This window comes from Hymenobacter metallicola (assembly GCF_004745645.1).
Classification (GTDB): Bacteria; Bacteroidota; Bacteroidia; order Cytophagales; family Hymenobacteraceae; genus Hymenobacter; species Hymenobacter metallicola.
Genome location: NZ_SRMB01000001.1, coordinates 250600 through 271470 on the forward strand (window position 1 = coordinate 250600; position 20871 = coordinate 271470).

Annotated in this window: 16 protein-coding genes; 3 read left to right on the forward strand and 13 right to left on the reverse strand. The window is 61.0% G+C overall.

Annotation, left to right across the window (positions count from 1 at the left end; genetic code table 11):
- The first annotated feature begins 302 nt into the window (after positions 1–302).
- Entirely contained in the window at positions 303–2048 is a 1746-nt protein-coding gene (locus tag E5K02_RS01095) for a M3 family oligoendopeptidase (protein WP_240737101.1), read from the forward strand.
- A 130-nt stretch (positions 2049–2178) separates the two neighbouring features.
- On the opposite strand, the gene E5K02_RS01100 is transcribed toward E5K02_RS01095, so the two are convergent.
- The 5 genes from E5K02_RS01100 to E5K02_RS01120 form a co-directional block, all read right to left on the reverse strand.
- The gene (locus E5K02_RS01100) at positions 2179–2670 is read right to left on the reverse strand and encodes a hypothetical protein (RefSeq protein ID WP_135391465.1); all 492 of its coding nucleotides are present in this window, start codon (positions 2668–2670) and stop codon (positions 2179–2181) included.
- Between the two features lie 112 nt (positions 2671–2782).
- Positions 2783–3376, reverse strand: a complete 594-nt coding sequence (locus tag E5K02_RS01105; RefSeq protein ID WP_135391466.1) for a hypothetical protein — start codon at positions 3374–3376, stop codon at positions 2783–2785.
- 217 nt (positions 3377–3593) lie between these two features.
- Positions 3594–4532 carry an alpha/beta fold hydrolase gene (locus tag E5K02_RS01110; RefSeq protein ID WP_135391467.1) on the reverse strand — a complete coding sequence of 313 codons (939 nt, stop codon included), beginning with the start codon at positions 4530–4532 and terminating at the stop codon, positions 3594–3596.
- A gap of 4 nt (positions 4533–4536) precedes the next feature.
- Positions 4537–5421: an NmrA family NAD(P)-binding protein gene (locus E5K02_RS01115; protein ID WP_135391468.1), complete on the reverse strand. Its 885-nt coding sequence runs from the start codon at positions 5419–5421 to the stop codon at positions 4537–4539.
- A 142-nt stretch (positions 5422–5563) separates the two neighbouring features.
- Positions 5564–6442: a helix-turn-helix transcriptional regulator gene (locus tag E5K02_RS01120; protein WP_135391469.1), complete on the reverse strand. Its 879-nt coding sequence runs from the start codon at positions 6440–6442 to the stop codon at positions 5564–5566.
- A 293-nt stretch (positions 6443–6735) separates the two neighbouring features.
- Between E5K02_RS01120 and thiL the strand changes: the two genes are divergently transcribed.
- Positions 6736–7764 carry a thiamine-phosphate kinase gene (thiL, locus tag E5K02_RS01125; protein ID WP_135391470.1) on the forward strand — a complete coding sequence of 343 codons (1029 nt, stop codon included), beginning with the start codon at positions 6736–6738 and terminating at the stop codon, positions 7762–7764.
- A gap of 88 nt (positions 7765–7852) precedes the next feature.
- Here thiL and E5K02_RS01130 read toward each other — a convergent pair whose 3' ends face one another.
- From E5K02_RS01130 to E5K02_RS01160, 7 genes are all read right to left on the reverse strand, one after another.
- Positions 7853–8788, reverse strand: coding sequence for a hypothetical protein (locus E5K02_RS01130; protein WP_135391471.1), 936 nt, complete (start codon positions 8786–8788; stop codon positions 7853–7855).
- A gap of 72 nt (positions 8789–8860) precedes the next feature.
- Positions 8861–9235: a hypothetical protein gene (locus E5K02_RS01135; RefSeq protein ID WP_135391472.1), complete on the reverse strand. Its 375-nt coding sequence runs from the start codon at positions 9233–9235 to the stop codon at positions 8861–8863.
- A 20-nt stretch (positions 9236–9255) separates the two neighbouring features.
- A complete protein-coding gene (locus tag E5K02_RS01140) occupies positions 9256–9636 on the reverse strand; it encodes a hypothetical protein (RefSeq protein WP_135391473.1) in 381 nt (126 codons plus the stop codon).
- 25 nt (positions 9637–9661) lie between these two features.
- Entirely contained in the window at positions 9662–9997 is a 336-nt protein-coding gene (locus tag E5K02_RS01145; protein ID WP_135391474.1) for a hypothetical protein, read from the reverse strand.
- A gap of 8 nt (positions 9998–10005) precedes the next feature.
- Positions 10006–11412 carry a 23S rRNA (uracil(1939)-C(5))-methyltransferase RlmD gene (gene rlmD / locus E5K02_RS01150; protein ID WP_262709826.1) on the reverse strand — a complete coding sequence of 469 codons (1407 nt, stop codon included), beginning with the start codon at positions 11410–11412 and terminating at the stop codon, positions 10006–10008.
- Between the two features lie 142 nt (positions 11413–11554).
- Entirely contained in the window at positions 11555–16813 is a 5259-nt protein-coding gene (locus E5K02_RS01155) for a T9SS type B sorting domain-containing protein (RefSeq protein ID WP_135391476.1), read from the reverse strand.
- 82 nt (positions 16814–16895) lie between these two features.
- Positions 16896–19106: a GEVED domain-containing protein gene (locus E5K02_RS01160; protein ID WP_135391477.1), complete on the reverse strand. Its 2211-nt coding sequence runs from the start codon at positions 19104–19106 to the stop codon at positions 16896–16898.
- Positions 19107–19298: 192 nt separating this feature from the next.
- On the opposite strand from E5K02_RS01160, the gene E5K02_RS01165 reads away from it, so the two are divergent.
- Positions 19299–20105 (forward strand): SDR family oxidoreductase, encoded by an 807-nt coding sequence (locus tag E5K02_RS01165; protein WP_135391478.1) that lies wholly within the window; start codon positions 19299–19301, stop codon positions 20103–20105.
- Between the two features lie 47 nt (positions 20106–20152).
- On the opposite strand, the gene E5K02_RS01170 is transcribed toward E5K02_RS01165, so the two are convergent.
- Positions 20153–20674 carry a hypothetical protein gene (locus E5K02_RS01170; protein ID WP_135391479.1) on the reverse strand — a complete coding sequence of 174 codons (522 nt, stop codon included), beginning with the start codon at positions 20672–20674 and terminating at the stop codon, positions 20153–20155.
- Positions 20675–20871 lie beyond the last annotated feature (197 nt).

Below are 20871 nucleotides of genomic sequence, written 5' to 3' on the forward strand. Positions count from 1 at the left end.
GCCCAGCGCAGAAGCTCGCGGGCTGAAGTTGCTAGATTGTAACGAACGTCATGCGGAGCTTGTCCTCCGCATGACGTTCGTTTTTCAACCACAGATCGTCTCAACTTTTCCGGGAGCTGCTGGTTAAACGTTATAGCATTTTTCTGGTCCAGGAAGGTCAACGACTTTCTCCACGGGCCGTAGAAATAAGGTTGCGCGACGGGAAGGATTTTCTGGTCTTGCGTTTATACCCAATTGCTGCGTGCTAAAGCTTCCTACTGGTTAGCTTACATTGTTTCGTCTACCGACGTATCTTGCTATTCATGATGAATACCGCCCCCGAACCTACCCTAGCCTCAGCTACTGATACGCAGCGCCCGCCGCGTCAGTATTTGCCCGAGTCCTTCTCCGTAACCGACTGGGAATCACTCGAACCATATTTCGTCGAGTTGCGCGACCGGCAGGTTGGCTCAGCCCACGAGCTGGAGCGCTGGCTGCTCGACCGCAGCGAGCTGGAAAGCGTGCTGAGCGAAGACCTAGCCTGGCGCTACATTCGCATGACCTGCGATACGCAGGACCAGCAGCGCGCCGACTCGTTTCAGTATTTTGTCAGCGAGATTGAGCCCAACGTAGCGCCTTACGACCACGCGCTCAACGAGAAAATGATTGGCTCGCCGTTTCTGGACAGCCTCGACCCGCAGCGCTACCGTATTTTCGTGCGCTCCGTGCGGCAGGCCCTGGAAATCTACCGGCCCGAGAATATTCCGCTCAAAACTGAAATCAGCACGAAGCAGCAGCAGTATGCCGCCACCGTGGGCGCCATGACGGTTACGCTCGACGGGGAGGAAATGACCCTGCCCCGGGCTTCCGACCGACTGAAAAGCCCCGACCGGGCCGTGCGCGAAGAAGCCTACCGAGCTGTGCAGCAGCGCCGCCTGCAGGATTCCAAACCGCTGGACCAGCTCTTTACGGAGCTTGTGACCCTGCGCCACCAGATGGCCCGCAACGCGGACTTTGCCAACTTCCGCGACTATATGTTTGCCGCCCTGGGCCGCTTCGACTATACGCCCGAGGATTGCTTTGCCTTCCACCGCGCCATTCGCGAAACGGTAGTGCCCCTCATCGACGACATCGACCTGGAGCGACGCCAAGACTTGGGACTGCCCGAGCTGCGCCCCTGGGACCTAGACGTGGACGTGACGGGCAAAGCCCCGCTGCGGCCCTTCGAAACGGGCGCAGAGCTGCTGGAGAAAACCATTACCGTGTTTCAGCGCCTCGACCCTTACCTGGGCGACTGCCTGAAAACAATGCGGCAGATGGGCCACCTCGACCTGGAGTCGCGCAAGGGCAAGGCGCCGGGCGGCTACAACTACCCGCTGGACGAAACCGGCGTGCCCTTTATCTTCATGAATGCCACTTCCTCGCTGCGCGACGTCATTACGATGCTGCACGAGGGCGGCCACGCAGTGCATTCCTTCCTGACCCGTTCCCTGCCGCTGTCGGCCGACAAGCACCCGCCGTCCGAAGTGGCCGAGCTGGCCTCGATGAGCATGGAGCTGATTTCGATGGACCAGTGGGACTTGTTTTTCCCCGATGCCGACGAGCTGCGACGGGCCAAGAAAACTCACCTGGAAAGTGTGCTGGAAACCTTCCCCTGGGTGGCCACCATCGACAAGTTTCAGCACTGGGTGTACGAGCACCCCGAGCACAGCGTCGAGCAGCGCCACGCCCAGTGGACCAAGACGTTCGACGAGTTCAACCAGCGCACCGTGAGCTGGAAAGGCCTGGAAAACTACAAGCCCTACTTGTGGCAGAAGCAGCTTCACCTCTACGAAGTGCCTTTCTACTACATCGAGTACGCCATGGCCCAGCTCGGCGCCATTGCCGTGTGGCGCAACTTCCGCCAGAACCCGCAGGAAGGCCTCGACGCCTACAAGCGGGCCCTGGCCCTGGGCTACACCGCGCCTATCGGCGAAATCTACGCTGCCGCCGGCATCCGCTTCGACTTCAGCACGGAGTACCTGCGGACCCTGGCCGACTTCGTGCGCGAAGAAATGGCCAAGCTGTAACCAGCCCCCGCTAAGCTACCACGTAAAAAGGCCCGTAGGACATTCTACGGGCCTTTTTACGTGGTAGCTTAGCGGGGCACCCTGCTTACTGGGCGATGAATGCGGCGTGGGCTTTTCCGAGCGGAAGGTATTACCCGACGCCGTTGGTCGACAGGCCCACGAATTTGCGCTTGACCGTGTCGTAATAAATCCGCCAGTACGAGGTTCCTCCGTCGAGTACTTGGATGAAATGAGTGGGCCAGTCCTGGGTAAAACCCGTAGCCCCTTTGTCCCAAAGGCAATTCACGTAAATTATTTTCTCGCCTTTGGGAGAAATGTAACCGGCGTATTGCCGGATATACCTGCCTAACTGCTTGCGGATCGAAGGCCCGTAGGTAGTCTGATGAACCAGCGATTTTCGGGGCTGTTTGTTCATAAACACAACCAGGTCTTGCTCCAGAGGCAGGATGTCTGCCGCGGTGGGAGTCCACCGGCGCATAGTATCCAGGGGCTGGATTTTATAGTCGGCTGGAAAAATGACCCCCCGGTAATTGTTTCCCCCTACCAGCTGCCCGGCCGGTTGGGAGTACCCCAGGGATGCGTTCAGCAGAACTAGTAAAAAAGGCAAGAGAAAATCTTTCATAGGCGTACATGTCGTGGCGGAAGGCGGGCCGCGCCCAGCCCGGAACTGGCGGTTACGGCGTTACAGGCACGATGCCGGCCCGGCCCCGATTGCACAAACCATCCGCAACGTTTTATTCCTTCAACTCAAACAGTGGCAAAGGCTGCAGCTTGCCGTACTTGCCTCCGAGTTTGCCTAGCGTTTCCTGATGGAGCTGCAGGTAGTTGTTGAACTGCTTGGCGGCCCGGTCGTAGTTGACGCGGTAGCCGACCACCTGCCCGTCAGCCGTTTGAATATCGTTGGTGAGCTGCTGCACCGTGGCGTCGGGTTGGCCGGCGGCCGGCTGGGCGAAGTTGTAAACGGCCCGGAGCACAGAATCCTGGGCCGAGTCGTAGGCATCAATCTGTTCCGAAACGCTCATACTCTGCTGGTCGTAGCGGCGGCTTTTGAGCTTGTCGTTGGCCCGGGCTAGGGCTTTGAGCTGCGCTTTATCGGCGCCGGGCTGCTTTTCCAGGGCTTGCAATACTTGGGCGGTGGCCTTCATCTTCGCATCGTCGCTGGTCGTCATGCGGCTCCAGCGGGCGTCCACGGAGTCGCGCAGTACGTCGAGCTGGGCCTTGGCGGCGGCGGGCGAAGTCGGGTCCACGGTTTTGTTGGAACGGTCGGTTTTGCAGGAGTTCAGGTTGCTTAGCAGCACAAGCAACGCCATGGGCAGGATAATTTTCATAGCGGCAAAAACGTCAATAATCCCTAAAATATTCCGTGGCTACGGAAGTTGAGCGGAATTTACGGGTGCCGGCTAGCTTCGTTAAGCCCAAAGCCAATTTTGACGTCTGCGGCAGGGCTGTACCAATCGGCAATCCCCGGCCTAGCGCTATGCTGCTGTAAGCCATGTTGGTCAGGGGGGCCATAAGGCATTGCCCCTGCCAGTAGGAATGCGCCCGTTAGCCAGCAGAAGGGTGCAGGAAATTTAGAACCGCTGCCAGCACCTGGGCCGGCTTTTCTTCAAACATGTAGTGGCCGCTATCCAAGATGCCGACGACCTCGACGTTCTCGGCCATGTAAGGTAGGCTCATGTGCAGGTAGCTATACGACACGTGGCTCCCAATGCCCAGCACCGGCATCGGCAGACGGCTATACGTGTTGGCGTCGGCAATGTCCTGCTCCAGGGCTTGGTACCAGGCGTTGGCCGCCCGAATGTTCTCGGGCTGGTTGTAAACGGCCGCGTACACCGCCCGGTCGAAGGGGGGCATCCGGCTCTCGTCCAGCATCACGTAGCGGAAAAGGTAGTCCAGCAGGTACTCAAACCGCCCGGCCAGCAGTTGCTCCGGCAGTTCCTTGACCTGGTTGAAGGCCATCCACCAGACGTAGGGCTGCTGCCCGCTCATCTTGTCGGTGAAGGTGCCGGGAGCCGGCAGCAGGGGCATCTGCCGCATGCCTTCACTGGGGTGGGCGCCGTCGGCCAGAATCAGCTTCTCGGTGGCCTGCGGGTAGTTGAATCCAAAACTGCTGGCAACCATGCCGCCAATGTCGTGGCCCAATAATGACGCTTTTTCTAGCCCCAAGTGGTGTAGCAGCGCATAAATGTCCTGGGCCATCGTCTTTTTGTCGTAGCCGGTGGCGGGCTTGTCGGAGCTGCCCATGCCCCGAATATCCACGATGATAACGCGGTGGTGCCGGGCCAGCTCCGCGGCAATGGGGTGGTAGGAGTACCAGGTCTGGGGCCAGCCCGGCAGGCACACCAGGGCCGGGCCGCTGCCTCCTTCGACGTAGTGCAGGCGCACCCCGTTGACGGTAGCGTAGTGGTTAGTAAAGCCGGGCAGGCGCTTAACGAGCTCCTCGTCGGAATAAGCAGCCAGGGTCGGGGAAGAAGCAGATTGCATGGCGCTAGGCGGTTAGGAAAGTAGGCAGATTAGTCCAGATAAGGTCGGGGTAGCGGCTGTTGTCGAGGGGCTGGTTCTGCACGCTGAACATGCTCAGCATGTACTGCATCTGTTGCCAGTTGGCATAGAGTTGCTGCTCACCGGCGGGGTTGGCGGCCCGGGCGTGCTGGATGGCCGCGGCCAGGTCGGCGCGGGAACCCAGGCGCACCAGGGCAAACTGCCCCCGGCCGGCCTGCTCGGCAATGGTCACTAGCTCGCGCGGGCTGGGCTGAAAGCTGGCAATGCGCAGGAAACGGGGCGTAGCCGGGTCCAGGGCCGCGGCGGCCGTAAAGGCGGCCGTGTCGTCCATCGTTGTGAAGTCGATGTGCCAGTCGGCGTCTTCCCAGTAACCCACTTGCTGCTGCTTGAAATCGAGCAGGGGAATGCTGTAGGTCAGCACTTCGGCAAAGGCCCCGTTGAGAATGGATGTTGCCGCAATGGGCGCTTGGTCGAGGCGGGCTTGAAACTCGCGCCGCAGGTCGAAGTTGCGGTTCAGCCCTGGGGCTTGCTGGGTGTAGTCGCTGGCAAAATCGGAGGGAATAAAGCGGGGCACGCCGGCCGCCACGGCTGCATGCAGCAACTCGGTTTGGGTGTCAACGATGACCTCGCGCAGTCCTGCCAGGGCCGACACCACGCAGCTAGCCCCGGCGCAGGCACTGGTCAGGGCCGCCGGGTCGGCAAAGTCGACGTGCTGCACCTGCACACCCTGCTGGGTGAGGTGGTCAACTTTGGCTGGGTCGGTGGCGGGCCGCACCAAGGCCCGCACGGTGGCGCCGCGCTGCCGCAGAGCGTGAACAATGCGGCCGCCCAGGTCGCCGGTGGCACCGGCTACGATAATAAGAGAGTTCATGGGTAAACAGGGAGGGATAGAGAAGTGAAACAGCCGCTATTAAGCCGCGGCTTTATCTACTTCAAAGGTCCCGTAACGGCAGCAGGCCGTACGCCCAATTCTTGCCCTTTACTTACACATTCTTGCGCTTTTTTCGCCTGGCTTAGCTTTGTTGAAACGCCCGGGGGCTCTGCCCCACGGCCCGCTTGAAGGCGGCTGCAAAATGGGCCGGGGACGCAAAGCCCAGCGCATCGCCGATGGCAGCCACTGGTAGCTCCCGGGCTCGCAGCAGGGCACGAGCCCGCCGGATTTTCACGTCCAGCACGTACTGGTAGGGCGAGCGGCCGGTGGTGTGCTTAAAACGCCGGGCGAAGTGAAATACGCTCAGATTAGCTAGGCCGGCCAAGGCGTCCAGCGTGACGGGCCCTTCCAGATGAGCCTCCAAATAGGCATCGATGCGGGCCAGCACTGCCGCCGACAGCTGGCTGCCCGCAGCACCGGCCGCTCGGCGCTCGGCCGTGGCGTGGTGCTCGATGAGGTGGTAGCTGAGCGTCGTTACCAGCGACTCGGCGTAGAGTTGGCCCAGGGTATGCGTCCGGGTGGCGGTGGCCAGGAGCTGCTGACCCAGCTGGGCCAGCAGGCCATCCTCACAGCGAAACCGCTCCCGCAGGGTGAAGTAGCGCAAGTCCAGGTCGCGGCGGGCCCGCGTTTCCAGGGCTTGGACATCAAGATGCACGTGAATAATATCGGCTGGAGCATTCCAGCCAAGGGGCCCGTATTCCCCCCGCGGATACAGGCCTACATCCCCACTTCGAAACTGATCTTCTTCCACGCGGGACCCGGTTCGGCGGCTCGAAACCACGGGCTGGGCGCCCAGGTGCACCAAGAGCAAGTGGTGCTCGTGGGTGTGAGCGGGCAGGGTTGTGGCTTCCAGGTGGTAGCGCTCCACGCGCACGCCCGGCCAGTTCAGGGCACTGCTGCTCGCCAGGGCCGGCTGCTCGTAGAGTTCAGAAGTATAGGTACAGGTGGTGAAGTCCGGCATACGTGGCAAGTAACCGCGTGGGGCGTGGAATGGTTACTCCGGTAGCTAGTTGGAGTACGGTACTACTAAGGGGCTGGGTTGCTATACTTTTCGAGTGTTATAAAAAAGGGAGAGCAACTCCGACTTCGATTTTGCTTTACTTTTTCGGGTTTGTCAAAATCATAAAGCATAGACTGGAGACCCCAGGGGGCGAGGCGGGGTAGTACTGTTAGAAGCTGCTTTTCGGCGCGGCCCGCGGCAAATCCGTACCAGTTGCAGCATTCTATTCATCCCGCGCCGTACTTTTGCCTGCTATGAGTGATATCACCCCCCTGGAAAACCTTGGAGAGTTTGGCCTGATTCGCCGGATTCAGGAAACCGTGACCTTGCGTCAGCCCAGCACCAGCCTCGGCATCGGTGACGACGCGGCTATTCTGGCCCCCGAAGCGGGCCACGACATCGTGGTCAGTACTGATCTGCTGGTGGAAGGCGTCCACTTTGATCTGACGTTCTGCCCGCTCAAGCACGTGGGTTATAAGGCCGTGGCCGTCAACGTGTCGGATATTGCCGCTATGAATGCTACGCCCACTCAGATTGTGGTGGGGTTGGCCATCGGCAGCCGCTACTCGGTGGAGGCCATTGATGAGCTTTACGAAGGTATGCGCTTGGCCTGCGAGGCCTATAACGTGGACCTGGTGGGCGGCGACACTACCGCCAGCCGCGGCGGCCTGACCATCAGCATCACGGCCATGGGCCAGGTCGCGCATGGGCAGGCCGTGCGCCGCAGCGGGGCCCAGCCCAACGACCTGATTTGTGTCACCGGTGACCTGGGCGGGGCATTCCTGGGCTTGCAGGTGCTGGAGCGGGAAAAAGCCGCCTGGTCGGCCGACCCGGAAATGCAGCCCGAATTGAGCAAGTATCCCTACGTACTGCAGCGGCAGCTGCGCCCCGAGGCCCGCATGGACGTGATTCACGAGCTGCGCGACCTGGGCGTGGTGCCCACCAGCATGATTGACGTGTCGGATGGGCTGGCCTCCGAAGTGCTGCACCTGTGCAAGGCGTCCGGCACCGGTGCCCGGGTGTTTTCCGAGAACCTGCCGGCCGCCAACCCCATGCTGGAAGTGGCCGACGAGTTTCAGCTCGACCCCATTATGTGCATGCTCAACGGCGGCGAAGACTATGAGCTGCTGTTCACTATTGCCCTCAAAGACCACGACAAAATCAAAAACCACCCCGACATCACCGTGCTCGGCCACATGACCGACAAAAGCGACGGCGTGAACCTGGTAACCAAGCAGGGCCAGCCCATTCCGCTACGGGCCCAGGGCTGGCAGCACTTTTAGAACGCCCGGTCGTGCTGAGCGAAACCGGCCGGTTTGATAGTCCCGCTAACACAGAGAAAGGCCACCGCGGCGGTGGCCTTTCTCTGTGTTAGCGGCTGAGGCCGAGCGAGTCGCGCCAGCGTAAGTCGGCGTTGCTGTGGGTGCGCCAGTAGTCGAGCAGAATGGTTTTGCGGCGGGTGGCGCGGGTCGTTAGGCGCACGGGCTGGGCGGTGCCGGCCCGGTCGGGGTAGGTTTCTTCCCAGCCCAGAATGGTGTAAGGGAAAGACTTAGTAAAGTAGATGACCAGCGTCCGGTCTAGCGGAGCCGGGTAGCTGATGGTGTAGGCCCGGGCCGGGGCGGGGCCGAACGGCCCGTTTGGCGCATCGGTCAGGCTGAGCGTGGCGGCGGTGGGGCGTAGCGGCTGGTGTTGCAGCCGGCAGTAGATGGTGCTGGGTATCAGCTGTTGCGGGCCCACCGGCAAGGCGTCCGGCTGCAGCCGAATCTGGTTCCAGAGGCCATCTTCCAGCACCGCCGGGCCCAGCTTACTGTCCACGTCGCCCTCCGACTCGAAATAGGACCGCTGCATCAGGCTGTAGCCGGCGCCGCGCCGGTTGAGCTGGGTAAAGGCGTTGCCGCACCACTCCTGCACCGAGGTCGTGACTTTGACGGTACTGAGCTTGGGGGCAAGGGGTGTGAAAACCGAGGAGAGGATGGAGTAGGGGTAGATGCCGGTCAGGAACTTTACACTGGTATTGAGTTTCAGTACCGGCAGCACATCCTGGGGCGTAGCGGCGGGGTTGTCGAGCTTCACTTGCTTGGCCTTCGACAAATCTTCCGTCACGAACACCAGCACGGCCTCGCCCTGCCGCATTTCCCCGTAGCGGGCCTGCTCCAGGGCATAGCTCGTTAGCTCAGCCTTGCCCTGCTGCCAGTACTGGCTGACCTCCGGCGTGGGGGAGAAGCTGTTTTCCGGAGCACCGGTGGGCGCCGAGGAGCAGCTTAGCAGGAGCAGTGGCAGTAGAGCGGGCAGGTGGGCGAGGCGCATATGGCAGAATTGGGTGTGTAAGATCTACAGCGCAACAACGTAACGTTCTACTTATTTGCTTGCGGATGCCGCTTAGTCCTCGGGGTAAGGAATGAAGACGAAGTTGGTGAAGTCCTCGTCGAGCACGAACAGGCAGCAGTACTCGTTGGGGTCTTTGTAGGTCTGCTGGAAGGCCTCGATGCCCTCCTGGCCCACGATGCCCTGCTGCACGAACAGCTCCAGGTAGGAGGCAAATACGTGCCACTCCAGGTGGGCCTCGTCGGCGTTGACGAGCAGGCTGCCCAGGGGAATTTCGCGCTTGGCGAAGATAAAAATCGGGTACTTCGAAATGTCCATCTTCCGCACCTGGGAAGACGCTTCCATGATGGTGTCGGATACCATGGCGAAGTCCTTGGAGATGGTACCGAGGTATTTGCCGTTCAGTTCAGGGTCGTTGGCGTAGTCCATTGGTGAGTGTGTTGCTAGTTCTACATACGGCCCATTAGGGCCGCAACGCGTAAGTATTCCTCTGATTCAACAAAGGCAATCCGCTCCTGGAGTATTTGCTGCTCTAAGGCACTTTGATTTTTGAGATTAAGCTGCTTCAAAGCGTCGAGTATAATCTGCTCATCATTCGAGCGGATGGGAACGGCAGCATCATTCAGTAAGAAGCTGCCTGGAATATGAGAGTCGGAATATTTTGCTGCATAGTCCTTGTCCAAATTTATCGTCTGACTGAACTCTACGCTGAAAGGCTTTGCTCTACAATCACATAAATTAAGTGTTACGGAGCCGCCGTCCATCCAACATAATATCTGCTTTAGCACAGGCGGAGCTGTAAAGTCTAGGTATGCTAGCGGATCGGTCATCGTGAGCTTATTCGCTTTATTCAGGCTAAGTGAAATTGACTTCGATTGTTTTCAACACTTCCTGCACCTGAGAAAGAAATACTATCCGCTCCTGTAGTGCGCCGGATGCCGTTGTCGTGATGAAGACAATGTCCCGGTCGTCCGCGTCCAGTGCGAGTTCTACCCGGCACTGTCCGTTTATTCCGGACAGGTCATACGGCAACACTCGCCTTTGATCCGTATCGGTGGTGTGCAGGCCGTACGCTACGGCGTCGGCATCAGCTTCTGAATAGGCATAGCCAGAAAGAAATGAAAGAAGCTGCAGGATGCCCTGCAGCTTGTGTTTCCAGCACCAGAAGCTATGCTCTGCCGATACTTGCATAGGTACCCTTACTTCAGCTCCAGCAGCACTACATTCTCCACATGGTGGGTGTGGGGGAACATGTCCACGGGCCGCACGCGCGTCACCTGATACGCCTCGTCGAGCATCTCCAGGTCCCGGGCCTGGGTGGCGGGGTTGCAGCTGACGTAGACGATGCGGGGGGCGCGCATTTCGAGCAGGCGGGCTACCACGTCGGGGTGCATGCCGGCCCGGGGCGGGTCGGTGATGACCACGTCGGGGCGACCGTGCTTGGCAATAAACTCGGCGTTGAGCACGTCCTTCATGTCGCCGGCGTAGAACTCGGTGTTGGTTACGCCGTTGATTTCGGAGTTGATGTAGGCGTCTTTTACGGCCGACTCCACGTACTCCACGCCCACCACGTGCCGGGCGTGCCGGGCCACGAAGTTGGCAATGGTGCCGGCCCCGGTGTAGAGGTCGTAGACCAGCTCGGAGCCGGTGAGCTGGGCAAACTCGCGGGTGAGCTTATAGAGGTTGTAGGCGCCCTCGGAATTGGTCTGGTAGAAGGACTTGGGCCCCACGCGGAAGCGCAGGCCTTCCATTTCCTCGTGAATGTGCGGTTCGCCCCGGTAGCAGACTACGTCCAGATCGTGGAAGGTTTCGTTGCCCTTGTTGTTGAGCACGTAGTTGAGCGAGGTGATTTCGGGGAATTTCTCCTGCACGAAATCCAGCAGCGGGAATAGGGCCTCGTGGGCGTAGTAGCACTGCAGAATCACCATCAGGTCGCCGGTGTTAGCCGTGCGGATGATGAGGTTGCGCAGAAAGCCTTCCTGGGTCACGAGGTTGTTGAAGGGCAAGTCGTGCTCCAGGGCGTAGTTGCGGATGGCCAACCGGATCTGGTTCGAGGGGTTGGGCTGCAGCCAGCAGTGCTGCACGTCGATGATCTTGTCGAAGCGGGCCGGGGTATGGAAGCCCAGCACCCGCCGCTCGATCTGCTCACCGGCCTGAATCTGCTCGTTGGTCAGCCAGCCGTTGTGGCTGAAGGTGTATTCGAGCTTGTTGCGGTAGTACTGCAAAGCCGGGGAGTGCTGAATCGGCTCCAGTTCGGGCAGGGCCACCTTGCCGATGCGCTGCAGATTGTCCTGCACCTGCTGCTGCTTGAACTTAAGCTGGGTGTCGTAGCCCAGGTGCTGCCACTTGCAGCCCCCGCAGGTGCCAAAGTGCTGGCAAAACGGCTCCACGCGCAGGTCGGAGTACTTGTGGAAATGGGTGGGCACGGCTTCCAGGAAGCTTTTCTTGGCGCGGGTAATGCGCAGATCCACCACGTCGCCGGGCGCCACGCCCGTCACGAAGATGACCAGGTTGTTGTGCCGCACCAGGCATTTGCCCTCGGCCACCATGTCGGTGATTTCAATTTCGCGGAGCGTTTCCGCCGGGTATTTTTTCGATTTCCTCACAAGTGCAAAGGTAAGGAGGTATTCCAGCGGATTTTGCGGGCAAAGCGGATTTTGTGGTCAGGGCCCGGCTGGAAACCAGGCGCTGAAAAGCAAAAAAGGCGCTTCCGGGGAAGCGCCTTTTCGAGAAAGAGAATAGACTGGCTTACTTAACCACTTCAAACCAGCCTTTGTACGACTTGCCGTTGCTGAGCTTGAGCAGGTAGTAGTACACCCCGGCGGGTTGTTCCTCGGCTTTCCAATTGTTGGCGTAGTTGGCCGTTTTGTACACTTCCTTGCCCCATCGGTTGAAGAAGCTCATGGAATAGTTAGCGTACAGGTCCAGGTTGCGAACAAAGAAGGCATCATTCAGGCCGTCATTGTTGGGCGTAATGACGTTGTAGAACACCAGGTCGTTGGCGAAGTTGACGCAGGCATCGTTCGACGAAGCGGTGACGGCCGCCGGTTGGGTGCTCACGGCCACGATGCGGAAGCACTGGTCGAAACCGACGGAGCTGCTGGCAAATTCCTTTTCCAGCGTGCTGGCCGGCACCGTCGCCAGCAGCTGGGCGGAGCCGTTGTCGGCGGTGCGGAAGAGTTGATACTCTTTTACCTCAAAGCCTTTGTAGGCGTTCCAGGCAACTTTCACCGTGCCTTCCTGGTAGCCATCCTTGCTGCCTTCGGTAGCGGTGGCCGTGGTGTGCACCGTGGTGTGCTCCTGGCTGGCCAGGGTGGTACCGCAGTTGTTGAGCAGCTCCAGGCGGTACTCATAGGCGCGGGCGTCAGCGTCGACATTCGTATCGGTAAAGGTGGTGGCCGTGTTGGCCACAGTGCCCACCGCGGCAAAACTGCCGGTGGCACCGGCGTCGCGCCGCAGAATGCGCACCTGGTTTCCGTTGCCCGTGTTGTTGGGCACCGTCAGGTTCAGGGTAATGCTTCGGTCGCCGGTGGCCACTGAGGCCGTGCGCAAGGCTACACTGGCGTTGTCGGGGCGCACGGTGAGCGAGGCTACTGGGCCAGCGCAGCCGAAGCCGGAGCTTTCCGTAACGGTTATTGTGCGGGCCGTGCTGCCCGCCGGGAAGCTGACAGTAATAGTGCTGCTGCCGGTGCCGCTCTCAATCGTGCCGCCCGTTACCGTCCAGGCGTAGGTAGAGCCCGGCGTGTTGGGTACCGAATATTGCTGGGTACCAAAGCCGTTCGGGCCGGGGCAAATGCTGGCTGGGCCCGAAATAATAGCCGCAACCGGCAGCGGGTCAACCGTAAACTGCTTGGTGAAAACTGGTCCGGCGCAGGCACTCGTGTTGGTTTCCTGCACCGTGAGGGTGTACGGGCCGGGCGCCGCCGCGGTAAAGGCCGCCGTGTTGCCGGTGTTGGCAATGGTTGTGCCGTTCAGCTTGAACACATACGCCGACGTAGCCGCGCCGGGCAGCGTAAAGCTGGCCGGGCTACCGGCGCATACCCGGTCGGGGCCGACAATGGTCAGGGTAGCAGCGGGTGAGGGCAGGATGGTTACTGCCAGGGCCTGGCTCTGGCCAAAGCAGGTAACGGTGCCGCCGGCGGGGCTGCTGGTTTCCGTCACGATGATGCTGCCCGTGCCGGGACCATTCCACTGCACCTGCACCGAGCCAGGGCCCGTACTGATCTGGGTGCCCCCAATAATCTGCCAGGCGTAGATGGAGCCCGCAGTTGGCGCTACCGAGTAGGTGTAAGGGCCATTGGCTAAACACACACTGGTAGGGCCCTTGGGCGTTTCCGTTTCCAGGCGCTGGTTGATAATGACCGGGAAGCTTACCGGGGCTGAGGTGCACTGAAACTGGTTGACGGCGTAGGCCTGCACGCTGGCCGTGGCACTGGCCGGGCCCCAGTTGACGGTGATGCTGGCCGTGCCGTCGCCGCTGGTTATTGTACCACCCGCCACAGCCCAGCGGTATTCCTTGCTGCGCGGATCTACGATGCTATATACCACCCCTTGCACGGTGGGGCACACCGAGCGGGCCCCCTGAATATTGTCGACCAGGGGCCGGGGGTTAATGGTCACCACGACTTGGTCGGTCTGAGTGCAGCCCTGGGCCGTGGTTGCCGTCAGGGTATAGGTGCGGGTAATTGGGCTCTGCGTTGTGTTTACGGCCGTTAGCTCGGGCCGGGCGGTGGTAGCACTGCTCAGGTCCGTGGCGGGGCTCCACTGGTAGGTGTAGCCAGCCGAAGCTGCCGAGCCCAGCGTCACCTTGCCACCGTCGCACAGGGCTGCATCAGCGCCGGCATTGGCCACGGCGGCCGGGTTGAGGGTTACCACTACAACGTCGGAGCTAGTGCAGCCTTGCGCTGTCGTGGCCGTGAGGGTGTAGGTAAACTGCTGGGGCGTGGAGCCGGTATTGGTCAGCTGGAAGGTGGGCTGAGCCGTCGTGGCGCTGCTCAGGCCCGTGGCCGGGCTCCACTGGTAGGTGTAGCCAGCCAAAGCCGCCGAGCCCAGCGTGCGGGCCTCGCCTGAACAAGCGGCCACGTCGGTGCCCGCGTTGGCTACGGCAGCTGGGTTCACCGTTACCCGCACCGTATGGGTAGCTACGCAGCCCTGGTTTGTGGTCACGCGCAGCGTGTAGAGTATGGTAATCGGGGCCGAGGTAGTGTTCGTCAGCGTAACGGTAGGAGCCACGGCTGTGGCGCTGCTCAGCCCGGTGGCGGGGCTCCACTGGTAGGAGCTACCGGCCACGACGGAAGCCGGATTGCCTAGAACTGCCGAGCCGCCCGAGCAGAAGACTTGGTTGGTGCCCGCATCCGCTACAGCGGCCGGGTTCAGGGTCACCACAACGGCATCCGTCGCGGTGCAGCCTTCGGCGGTGGTGGCCGTCAGCGTGTAGGTAAACTGTTGCGGCGTGGTACCAGTATTGGTCAGCAAAAAGGTCGGCTGGGCTACACTGGTACTGCTCAGGCCGGTAGCGGGGCTCCACTGGTAGGTGTAACCCGTGAGGGCCGCTGAGCCCAGCGTGCGGGCCTCGCCCGAGCAAGCCGCTACGTCGGTGCCCGCATTGGCCACAGCGGCGGGGTTCACCGTTACCTGTACCGTCCTGGTTCCAACACAGCCTTGGGCCGTAGTGACCTGCAACGTGTAGGTCACAGTAATCGGGGCCGAGGTGGTATTCGTCAGCGTAACAGTGGGAGCTACGTCGGTTGCGTTGCTCAAGCCGGTAGCCGGGCTCCACTGGTACGTGCTGCCGGCCACGGCGGAGGCAGGGTTACCCAGAACCGCCGAGCCACCGGAGCAAAACACCTGGTTAGTGCCAGCATCCGCCACGGCGGCCGGGTTGAGGGTTACCACTACAACGTCGGAGCTAGTGCAGCCTTCGGCGGTGGTGGCCGTGAGGGTGTAAGTAAACTGCTGGGGCGCGGAGCCGGTATTGGTCAGCTGGAAGGTGGGCTGGGCCGTCGTGGCGCTGCTCAGGCCCGTGGCCGGGCTCCACTGGTAGGTATAGCCAGCCAAAGCCGCCGAGCCCAGCGTGCGGGCCTCGCCCGAACAAGTCACCGCATCGGCCCCGGCATTGGCTACGGCGGTTTGGTTGACGGTAACCGTTATCTGACGCGAGGTAGTACACACGCCGTCGGTGCTGGTGACGGTGTAGGTAGTGGTTTGCGTGGGGGCTACTGTAATAGTCGGGCCGGTGAAGGTCTGGTTGCCCCCGGTCCAGGTGTAGGACGAGGCCCCGCTGGCCGTCAGCGTGGTCGAGGCCCCCACGCAGATGGAGGCGCTGGTGGGCGTTACGGCCAACGCACTAGCGGGCCGAATCTCAATGTCCCGGGTGACCGAGTCGGAGGGGCAGCCCAGGTTCGATACGCCTTGCAGGGTCAGGCGCCCGGCGCCCGGCGCGTTCCAGCGCACCTGCACCGTGTTGGCCGTGCTCGAACCCTGGATGATGCCACCCCGAACTTTCCAGCGGTACGTGGCCGCCGTCGGTCCGCCGGCCGCATAGGTCCGCACTTGGCTTTGGTCACAGATAATGGCGTCGCCGCTGATGCTGGTCGGGCCGGCCGCCCGGTTTACCCGAATTTGGAAGATATCGGACACGCTTTTGGCTCCGCAGGCCTGGTCTGTGGCTGTCACGACTACGTCGTAGAGCGTGCTGCGGGCGTTGCCGCACTGGGAAGTAAAGTTGAAGGTCCCATTCACCAGGCCGCCGGTACCGGTCAGCGTTACGCTGCCGGTCGGGTTGCCCGGCTGCACGGTTCCCTGGTTGCCGTTCAGGCTGGCGTTGAACGGGCCGGAGCCGTCGAGCAGCACACTATTTACCTTCAGGCTAATGGCGTTGCCATCGGGGTCGGTGGCGGCCAGGTTGAAATTCAGGGTTTCGCCTTCTTCTATGGTAAACACCTTATTGGCCAGGGTGCCGGCCGTAAACTGAGGCGCGCGGTTGGGTTGGCACTGCCGGGAAACCAGCTGAATTTCGCGCCGGGTGGAGCCAATCAGCACCTCGTTGCCATTGATGGTGCGGAATTCCTTGACTTCAACCGACACCACAAAACGGCCCTGCTGGGAAGTGGCGTAGCGGCTCAGGCCGTTGCTGGCATTCAAAAAAGCATAATTGCCACTGCCTGGCCCGAAAGGTGCGGTAGCCGAATAACCCGCAATGTAGGTGACGCTCGGGGGCGGCGGGCCAAAGCTGTTGGGCGGCGACCCGCCTATTGGTCCAGGAATATTATAGGGCGTGCTAAACGAGTAAATCAGTCGGTCCCCGTCCGGGTCCACCGCGTTGTTGACCACAATGCTGGTATCACCCTGGCAAATAACGACTACGGCCGTGTCCGAGAAAGTCGGCGACGTGTTGGGCAGCAGCGGGGGCGCCATGTCCACGAAGATCGTCTGGTTCTGGTTGTCGGGCTGCAGTAGGTTGTTGATGGAGCGGTTGCGCGTGCCGTCGGTATACACCACGTAGTAGCCGTCGAAAGACCGGGGCAGCTCCACAATGGCCTCGTAGCGGCACAGGCGCACGGGCGGGGGCGGGCCGCCCGGCAGCGAGCAGCCACCCGGGAGCGGGGGCGTTATCGAGGGGTTCGTAATCCGGGGCAGGCGGTAGGAGCCAGCGGGCTGATTATCGATCTGGGAGGGCCGGCCCGGGCAGCTCACCTGAGCACAGTTAAACGACTGCGCCGCCTGCCCACTGTTCAGGCGCAGGCCATTCTGCTTGTCGTAGATGTTGACAAAGATGTTGCAGCGGCCGTCGGGCACGTTCGACACATCCGCAGAATTGGTGCATTCCCAGTTGATATACAGCAACACCGTAATGCGGTAGCGGAAGGGGGTGGCGGGGCTGCCATTGGCATCCAAGTATTTATAGCTCATCTCCCCGCCCACAAGGTGAGAAGCCGCGGCCGGCGTGGCCCGCAGCCCCAGTAGTAATAGCAGCAAGAATAAACCGCGCAGTAGAGGTGTTTGCATATAGGGTTGTAAAGGAGAAAAGAGCGTAGCCCGCTAGATTATAGCGGGCTACCGGGAAGGGTGGCAAGCGTAGCAGAACGGGTTAGTTGCGCTCCACGCGCCGCACGGCGGTCAGGCCGTTGGCATCCGTGAGATGAATCAGGTAAAGGCCCCGGGGCAGGCTGCTCAGGTCGAGCAGGGCGTCGGCGGCCGGGCCCAGGCGCAGGGAAGTCGTCAGCAGCCGGGCGCCCACCACCGTGTGCACGGCTACCGAGTAGGTGCCGGCCGCGGCTGCATCAGCAAGGCGGAGGTGCACTTGGCCATCGGGCGCCGGGTTGGGGAAAATGCTGAGCGAGGGCAACCGGCGCGCCTCGGCCGTGCCGTTCACCAGCTCAATGCGCACCGAGTAGTCTTCGGTTTCCGAATTGGCCTGGTTTTGCAGGCAGGCCTGGGGCTGGTTGGCATTGGCCCGGGTCATCACCCGCATGCGGGTAAAGCCGACCACGCTGGCCAGATTGGGAATGGCAAACGAGCTGGAGGAGCTGATGCCCGAGGCGGTATTCACCAGCAGTTCGTTGGTATCGAACACCCCGTTCCGGTTCAAGTCCAGCCACATCGAGGTCGTGCGTTGGAAGGCCTGGTTGGCCGTCGTAGCCAGGGTATAGCTCAAGCCCTGCCGCAGGCTTATTGTCTGGTTGATGTAGCTGCCGTAGCCCGAGGGGTCGGCGCCGGAGGCATTGCTAAAGGAAGTGGTGCTGCCCGTGACGGCCACGCTCGTTAGCCAGACGTTGTTGTTCAGGCCCGAAGGCGTGCAGTACGACACGCACGGCACCGTTACGGTCAGGTAGTTGTTGCGCGTCGCCACGTTCTGCCCAAAAGCATTGGTGGCCGTCAGCGTCACGGTATACGTGCCCGAAGCGGCGTACTGGTGCGCAGGGTTCTGCTGGGTACTGGTCGTATTGTCGCCGAAATTCCATAGCCATGCGGTCGGCGCATTCTGGCTTTGGTCCGTAAACTGCACCGGATTCACGCAGGTAGTAGGCACGTAGTTCGAGGTGAAGGCGGCCACCGGCGGGTTGGTGTTGGGTTTCACCGTCACGGTATAGTCCTCAGCCTGGCCCAACTGGGGCTCCACGCAGGGCCCGGCCGGCGCCCCCACGTAGTCGGATATCACCCGGAGCCGCAGCGGCTGGTTTTTCACGGCCGTAGCCGGAATCGTAATCGTGCCGCTCGGGTTAGAGCGGTTCAGGGCAGTAAAGAGCAGCTCGGCTGTGCTAAAGCTGCCGTCGTTGTTCAGATCCAGCCACACCCGCGTGTCCTGTGGGCTGCTTGGGCTGGTCGTCATGCTCAGGGCGTACGAATTGCGTTCGGTGAGTTCTACGCGGCTGGCGCAGGTGAAGTCCTCGTAGCCGGCTTGCCCGTTGGCAGAAGTCTTGGTTAGGGTGCCCAGGGTAAATTGGGTGATACCGTAGCCGCAGCAGTACGCCGAGGTATTGGGCGTGCAGCTGGCCGCTACGGGCACCGAGGGGTTGTAGGTAATGTAGTTGGTGCGGGTCCGGAGGTTGGTGCCGGCCGCGTTGGTTGCCGTCAGCGTCACGGTATAGGTGCCGGCCGCGGTGTAGCAGTGCCGGGGGCTTTGCAGGGTACTGGTCGTATTATCGCCAAAATTCCACAGCCATGCGGTCGGCGAGTTCTGGCTCTGGTCGGTGAACTGCACGCAGCCCGAGCAGGTCAGGGGCTGGTCGGCGGCAAACTCGGCTACGGGCGGCGTGGAGTTGGCTACGGCCGTCACGGTATAGTCCTCGGTCTGCGAATACTGGGGGGTAGAGCAGGGCGTGGGCAGGGGCGAATTTACGTAGTCGGCCGCTACGCGCAGCCGCAGCCGGGTCCCGAGCGTGGTGCCCCCGGGCAGGCGCAGGGTGCCCGTATGAATTTTTTTGTCGGTTGAGCTGAATACTTGCTCCGTGGTGGGGTTCAGCGTACCGTCATTGTTCAAATCCAGCCATACCCGCACGTTTTCGTTGGCATTGTTGCCCGTCCGGATAGAAATAGGGTAGTCCGTGCCGACGGTCAACGCAGCGCCCCCGGTGCAGGAGTAGTCGCGGTAGCCCTCCGAGACGCCGGCCGTCGTATTATTTATCGAGCCGAGCGTCACGTTCAGAATGCCCATGGCAAAGGAGTAACTGCTGGTCGGGGCAGCACCCGGCGTGCAGGCCGAAGTGGCGGCCGGGCACTGGGCCCGGGCAGTGGTAGCCAGCAGCAAAGCACCCAGAAAAACAGGCGCGCCGCGCCCTATGCGTAGAAGTTGCATCATATATGCCGCCCGGAAAAAGAAGGAAAATTTTGTCCCTAAATGTAGCGACTAAATCCAATTTTGAAAATAGCGGCCGCTCAACGGGAAAGCGTATCAGTGGCCGCTTGTCAAATGCATGAACCTCAAAAAACTGTAGTTTTGGGGCAATATCGGCATCGGAATTGGGGCCGGTAATCATCCTATTTAGAGCATATGAAAGGTAAAGTAGTGCTTATCACCGGAGCAACTTCCGGCATTGGCCGGGCCTGCGCCCTGGTCTTCGGGCAGGCGGGGGCTCACGTAGTGGTTACGGGGCGTGACGAGGCTCGCCTGAGCGCCACGGGTGAGGAGCTAGCGCGGCATGGCATTGCGCACCGCACGGTGCGCGCCGATGTAGGCGTGGAAGCCGATTCGGAACGGGCCGTGGCCGAAACCATAGCCGCTTTCGGCCGCCTCGACGTGCTGATCAATAACGCCGGTATTTCTATGCGGGCCATGTTTCAGGACGCCGACTTAAGCGTTATCAGGCAACTGATGCAAACCAACTTTTTTGGCACGGTCTACACCACCAAGTTCGCCTTGCCCCATCTGCTGGCATCGAAAGGCTCCATTGTGGGGATTTCCAGCATTGCTGGCTATCGGGGCTTGCCCGGCCGGACTGGGTATTCGGCCTCAAAATTTGCGATGCAGGGCTTTTTAGAAGCGTTGCGCACCGAGTTGCTGCCGCAGGGTGTGCACGTATTGGTAGCTTGTCCGGGCTTTACGGCTTCCAATATTCGCCAGACCGCTCTGGCTGCCGACGGCTCGGCTCAGGGCGAATCGCCGCGTGATGAGGGCAAGATGATGACCAGCGAGGAAGTCGCCCAGCAGTTGTTGCGCGCCGTGCAGCAGCGCCGCCGCGACTTGGTGCTTACGGCCCAGGGCAAGCTGACGGTATTTCTGAACAAGTGGCTGCCTGGCCTCGCCGATACATTAGTTCTGAATCATTTTCGTAAAGAGGAAGGCTCGCCGGTAAAGTAGCTGGTTTCCGGCTAGGGTCAGCTCCCGCATCGAGTTTGGCCGCGTAGTTATTGGATAACAAGCAAGTCGCTGCGCCGAATGTAAGCGTCGCGGTTGCGCCATTCCACGCGGTACCAGATATCCTGCTCGTCGCGGACGAGCAGCCGGTCGCCGGCCCGGGCGGTAGTTAGCCAGGCCGCGCCGGCGCTGGGGCCGCTCATCAAGGCTGCGTGGGGTTGGGCCACCAGTCCCACTTGGCTCGAGCGCAGAAAGTTTAGGTAAAAGCCCACGCTGGCCAGATACACACCGTAGGCCAGCCACCCGGCGCGCGCGGTTCGGTAGCGCACCAGCAGCAACACGCCCCCCAGTACGGCCCCAAGGAGCAAGCCTTGTAATACCGAATAGTAGTAGCGCCGAAACGTAATCAGGAGGCGAGCCCGCCAAGTATCGGGGTAGCCCGCCAGCCGGTAGCTCTGAGCCAGTTCCGACATCTTGTGCCACGTAGCATAGGTCGGTTTTCGGCGCTGAGCTAAGCTCAGGTAATAAAGGGCCGCCGGGTAGTGACCCAACCCCTCCTGAATATAGGCCATGCGTAGCAACATGCGTGGAGAGGCCAGCCCTTCGCGCAATCCTTGCCGGTAGAAAGGAAAGGCCGCCTCATACTGACTCCGGCCAAACAACGAGTCGGCCTTTTGAATAGCCGCGCTAGAGGTCTGACTCCAAGCGCCCTGGCTGAACAGGAAGCTGGATAAGAAAAAAAATAAGCCGTTTTTTAGCAAAGCATTTG